At 76.6% G+C, this 5,275-nt stretch carries 5 protein-coding genes; 2 read left to right on the plus strand and 3 right to left on the minus strand.

Annotation, left to right across the window (positions count from 1 at the left end; all coding sequences use genetic code 11):
• Positions 1-115: 115 nt before the first annotated feature.
• Together ABQ292_RS25920 and ABQ292_RS25925 are read right to left on the minus strand one after the other, a co-directional pair.
• Positions 116-616, minus strand: a complete 501-nt coding sequence (locus ABQ292_RS25920) for a DUF3145 domain-containing protein (protein WP_369210580.1) — start codon at positions 614-616, stop codon at positions 116-118.
• Positions 617-971: 355 nt separating this feature from the next.
• A complete protein-coding gene (locus ABQ292_RS25925) occupies positions 972-1,808 on the minus strand; it encodes a diguanylate cyclase (protein WP_369210581.1) in 837 nt (278 codons plus the stop codon).
• Between the two features lie 261 nt (positions 1,809-2,069).
• On the opposite strand from ABQ292_RS25925, the gene ABQ292_RS25930 reads away from it, so the two are divergent.
• Positions 2,070-2,990: a maleylpyruvate isomerase N-terminal domain-containing protein gene (locus ABQ292_RS25930; protein ID WP_369210582.1), complete on the plus strand. Its 921-nt coding sequence runs from the start codon at positions 2,070-2,072 to the stop codon at positions 2,988-2,990.
• 57 nt (positions 2,991-3,047) lie between these two features.
• On the opposite strand, the gene ABQ292_RS25935 is transcribed toward ABQ292_RS25930, so the two are convergent.
• Positions 3,048-4,286 carry a M23 family metallopeptidase gene (locus ABQ292_RS25935; protein ID WP_369210583.1) on the minus strand — a complete coding sequence of 413 codons (1,239 nt, stop codon included), beginning with the start codon at positions 4,284-4,286 and terminating at the stop codon, positions 3,048-3,050.
• A gap of 447 nt (positions 4,287-4,733) precedes the next feature.
• Between ABQ292_RS25935 and ABQ292_RS25940 the strand changes: the two genes are divergently transcribed.
• The gene (locus ABQ292_RS25940) at positions 4,734-5,186 is read left to right on the plus strand and encodes a DUF1707 SHOCT-like domain-containing protein (RefSeq protein WP_369210584.1); all 453 of its coding nucleotides are present in this window, start codon (positions 4,734-4,736) and stop codon (positions 5,184-5,186) included.
• The last annotated feature ends 89 nt before the right edge of the window (positions 5,187-5,275 follow it).

The following is a 5,275-nucleotide window of genomic DNA, read 5'->3' on the forward strand; positions in this document are numbered from 1 at the left end:
GACGCCGCTTCCCCGACGGCGTCCGGACGACCTGGTCAGGAGCCTACGACGAGTTCCCGGGGGACCTCATCTCGTGTGCCCGGATCGTGACCTGCGTGTTTCGTCCCGGACGACCTCAGACGACCTGGTGCAGCCAGGTGACCGGACTGCCGTCGCCGGCGTGCCGGTAGACCTCGAGGTCGGCATCCCAGGCCGCGCCCAGCAGCTCGTCGACGCCGTGGCGGAAGGCCTCGATGGAGGTGGCGGTCGCGGCCAGGTGGCGCAGCTGCTGCTCGGTGACGACGAGGTCACCGTTGGCGCTCGTGGGCGCGCGGTACACCCCGTGCCCGGGCACGTAGGACATGCGCTCGCCGTCGTTGCCGTGGCTGGCTTCCTCGGTCACCTCGAAGCGCAGCATCGGCCACGCGCGGAGCGCAGCGACCAGCTTGGCGCCCGTCCCGGGAGCACCGGTCCAGGCGACCTCAGCACGGTAGGCACCGTGCGCCGCGGGCTGGTCGGCCCACGACAGGGAGACCGGCGCGCCGACGACGCGTTCGAGCGCCCACTCGACGTGCTGGCAGAGCGCCTTCGGGCAGGAGTGCACGAAGACGACACCCTGGGTAGACCGTCGCTGCACGAGGCACCTCCATCGACTCGATCGGTCTCGTCTTCCCCAACGGACGATCGATTCGGTGACAGGCTGTGGTCAGTGGCGGCGAACCAGGGGCTCCGGTGACAGTGTGCACGATGAGGTGCCCGGCGCGCCAGTGCAGATGCGACGGCTGTGCCCAATGTGACGGACGCGGCCCCGGGCGCCACGGAAGTGCTGGTCAGCGCCATACCACGATGACGACCCAGCCGTCCAACCCGGGCGCGGGTGGCCCAGACGGTACACCCGGGGTCCCGTCACAGGGGGTCGTCCCCGGACGTGTCGCATGCGGGACCGCCCCGTCTCGTCGTCACGGTCGGTCACTACCATGCGGACGAGGCCGTCACCGTGCGAGATCGTGCACCCGGTCGCCGCCGGCCGCCTCGGCCCGGTGCATGGCCTCGTCGGCCCGGTGCAGCACCCCGGCGACGGCGGCCCGCAGCCGGTCGGCCAGCGCCGCGTCGTCCGCCGGCACCGCGGAGTCGGCCAGGACGGCGAACTCGTCACCGCCGAGGCGGGCCACCGTGTCGGTCTCGCGCACCGCCGCGGTGAGGGCCTCGGCCCCCGCACGCAGGACGGCGTCGCCGGCCGCGTGTCCCTCGAGGTCGTCGACCGCCTCGGAGCCGTCGAGGTCGACGATGCGGACCACCGCCCGCTGACCCCGGCCGGCCAGGCCGACCGCCCGCTCGGGCCGCTCGAGGAATGCCGGCGGTTGGGCACGCCGGTCAGCGGGTCGGTGGTTGCCAGCGCCTCCTGGGTCCGCAGCAGCAGGACCTGGCGGTCCTGGGCGGCCCAAGGCGTTGGCGGAGGAGACGGCGCAGCAGGTGGTGAAGATCGCCATCACGGCAGCCACGGACAGCGAGCGGGGATCGACCTCGCCGACGACGAGGAGGTGCGAGGCCGTCATCATGGCGCCGGTCAGGGCGACACCGGTGGGCGGCTGGGCCACGGCCGTGAAGGCGAGGGTGAGGAACAGCAGCGTCGACAGCGGGCTCTCGGCGCCCCCGTCGACCCGCGCGGCCCCCCGCCGCGGCAGGACGAGGAGCAGTGGCGAGCTGACGGCGACCCCGGCGGCGAGCGCCACCGGCAGCGGCTCCAGCCGGCCGCCGGTCGGTGCGAGGACCAGGTGGACGAGGGTGGCCAAGCCCGCGAGCTGGGTGAGCAGCACGCCCGTGCGCACGTGGCGCACCCAGTACTCGACCCGCTCGTCGTCCTCGGCCAGCGGCCGGAGCAGGCCGGGTCCCGGCCACCCCGGGCACGGTGCAGCAGCGTGCGCAGGACCTTCGTCCCGGCGCGGCGCCCGGCCGCCGTCTCGCTCACGGACGGGGCATCGACGTACGGCGTCCCGCCCTTGGCGCGACTCCCCGGGCACCCCCGTCCGGGTGGGTGGACACACTCGGGCGCGCCGGCGAGGAGGACGGCGGCGATGGGGAGGCCCGGCATGACGACCGGGGACGGCGGTATGCGACCGCAGCAGCAGGGGCTGGCCGGGGCCGGCCGCGACGTGGTGGGCCCGATGGTCCTCGGCGCCTGGGACGCCTTCCTCGGGCAGGCCGCCGTCGTCGACCTGGACCGGCCGACCCGGCTGCCCGGCTGGCGGGCGCACGAGGTGTGCGTGCACCTGGGCCGCTGGCCCGACCACGCCGCGCTGGCCGGCCTGGTGGCCTCGGCCCGCGCCGGTGGCACGGGCACGCCGCCCGACGTCGACGGGACGAACGCCCGGGTGACCGCCGCGCACCGCGACGCCCCGCGCGAGGAGGTGCTCGCCGCGCTGCACCGCAACCGGGAGGCCACCGCCCGCTACCTCGCCGAGGAGCCGCCGGAGCTCGACACCGCGTACGCCGTGTCCACGGTGGGCCGGCTGCCGCTGCTGTCGGTGGTCCTCGGCCAGGCCTACGAGCTCGCCGTCCACGGGCTGGACCTCGTGCCGCTGGGCGCTCCCCCGCCGCCGGCGGAGGTGCTGCGGGCCGGGCTGGCCGCGCTCGCCGAGGTGACCGGTGCCCTGGCCGCGTCGTCGGGGATCCGCGGCGGCGCCGGGCTGGTCACGCCGGACGGCGGATGGGCCTTCGCGGCCGACCGCGGTGGCTGGACGGTCCGGCGGCTCGGCGGGGGCGAGCGACCGCCGGGCGCCGTCGTCGAGGCGGCGGCCGACGTCCTGCTGGAGGCCGCGTCGGGGCGGGCCAACCCGGCCGCGGCGCTGGTGCGCCGGCGGCTGCGGGTGCGCGACCTGCCGGAGCTGATGACGCTGGCGCCGATCGTGGAGTCCGCCCCGGGCATCCCGGGCGGGCCGATCCTGGCGATGGCCGCGCGGACCGTCGGCGGTGCCGGCGACCTGCTCGGCCGGTTGCGCGGCCGCCGATGACCGAAGGACCTCCCTGTCCCCCTGCAGGGGGCTGTCAGGCGCCCGGCCCACAGGCGGCTAGCAGCCGCCGCCCAGGGAGATGCCGCGCGCGGTCAGCCACGGGACCGGGTTGACCCGGCTGGCGTAGAGCCCGCCCTCGTGCACCTCGAAGTGCAGGTGCGGGCCGGTGGACTGGCCCTTGTTGCCGACCTCGGCGATCTGCTGGCCGGCACCGACCACCTGGCCGGCCGACACGAAGAACTGGTTGACGTGGCCGTAGACGGTGACCCGGCCGTCGTCGTGCTGCACGTAGACGGCCTGGCCGAAGCCGCTGGCCGGGCCCGCCTGCAGGACGACGCCGCCCGCGGGGGCGAAGACCGGCGTGCCGATCGGGGCGGCGATGTCGACGCCGTAGTGCATGGTCCCCCACCGCGCGCCGTAGCAGGAGGTCACCCGGCCGGTGGTCGGGGCGGCGGCGCCGCTGCCCGAGGACTGCACGCTGACGGTGACCGCGGCCTGCTGCTCGGCCTGCTGCTGGGCGGCCCAGGCGGCCTCGGCGTCGGCGATGCCGCGCAGCCGGAGCAGCTCGGTCTCGGCGAGGCGCAGCTGCTCGTCGAGCGCGGCCTTCTGGGTGGCGAGGGCGTCGTAGTCGGCCTGGGCGGCGGCCAGGCGGGCGTCGGCGGCGGCCTGCGCCTCGGCGGCGGCACGGGCGGCGGCGTCGCGCTCGTCCACGGCGGCGCGGGCGACGGCCTCGGCCTCGGCCTCCTGCGTCTCGAGCAGCTCGAACTCCTCGAGGGTCTCCGCGCGCTGCGTGCCGAGCATGTCGAGGGTGGCGGCCCGCTCGAGCACCTCGCGGGGGCCCTCGCTGTCCAGCAGCACGGAGACGTCCCCGCTGAGGTCCCCCTGGCTGCCCATGTAGGCCTCGCGGCCGAGCTCGACGACCTCGTCCTCGGCAGCGGCGACGGCGTCGCGGGCGGCCTGCAGCTCAGCGGCGGCGACGGCGGCCGCCTCCTGGGCGGCGGCCAGCTCGGCCTGGGCGACGAGGGCGGCGTCCGCCGCGGCCTCGGCCTCCACCGTCATCCGCTGCAGCTGCTCCTCGGCCGCGGTGACCTCGCCCTGGATCCGGCCGACCTCGGCGATCAGGTCGCGCTCGGCGGCCTCCGCGGCGGCGACGTCGTCCTCGGGGTCGCCCAGCGCGGGCGCCGGGGTCGTCAGCAGCAGTCCCACGGCGACGCCGGCGGCGAGCACGGCGCGGCAGAGACGACGGGGCAGGGCGGGGCGGGTCCCCGGGGCGGTCCGGTGGTGCAGGGTCGCCAAGAGGTCGCTTCTCCGTTCGTCGCGGCCGCCCCCCGGGTCCGCGGGCGCCCCGGAGGGCACGCCGCTGCCCGCGTCTGGCGTGCGCGGGCGTGACCGATCCGGGGACTCCCATGGGATCCCCGGTCCCCCGGCACGCGGGCCGGAGCAGTCAGGCGGGGCCCGGCCGGTGCCCTCGGTTCGAGGAGCTGGAGCCCGGCTGGACCGCGGGCGAACGTACTACGGGAGCCAGGGCCAATGTCACGGAAAGGTGACGATCCCGGCGCGCCTGTTTGCCTCCTCAACTTCCTGACCTGCGGGTATCACGAGACGTGTGGGATACCGCACCTTCCGCCACAACCGTCCCACCTGGCCCGTCGTCCGGCATCCGGTCGCCCACGGCTCACAGGTCCGTCACAGGAACGGAAGGCACCCTGGCCGGCCGGAACGGCTGGCAGCGGGAGGAGCGACATGGACGACGTCACCGCGAGGCAGGTGCCGCCGATGCGGGCGGGCGACAGCGACCGGGCGGCCACGGTGCACCGGTTGCAGGACGCCGTCGCCCGCGGGCTGCTCACGCCCGACGAGGGCAGCGAGCGGATGGCCGCCGCCTTCGCCGCGGTACACCTGCGCGACCTGCCGCCGCTGACTGCCGACCTGCCGCTCGCCCCCGCCACGGAGCACGCCACGGCCCGTGCCACCGCGCCGGGCTGGCGGCCGCTGGGGCTCATGGCCTGGGAGCAGGTCCGGGCGACCGTCGCCGGCGCACGCAACGGCGGTCCGGCGGCGGTCCGCGTCGCGCTGGCCGCCGTCGCCGCGCTGCTGGTGCTGATCCTGCTGGGCTCGCTGGTGCTGGACGGCCTGTTCGACGGCGGGCCCGGCGGCTTCGATCGCGACTGGGGGGACGGGCCCGGCCCGCGCTGAGCCGGCGTCAGCCGACCGGCGAGGCCGAGCAGTCGGCTCACACCACGGTGGGGGCCGTCGCCGAAGTGCAGCCGCGCGGTGGTCGTGGG

The organism is Geodermatophilus maliterrae (assembly GCF_041018925.1).
Lineage (GTDB): Bacteria > Actinomycetota > Actinomycetes > Mycobacteriales > Geodermatophilaceae > Geodermatophilus > Geodermatophilus maliterrae.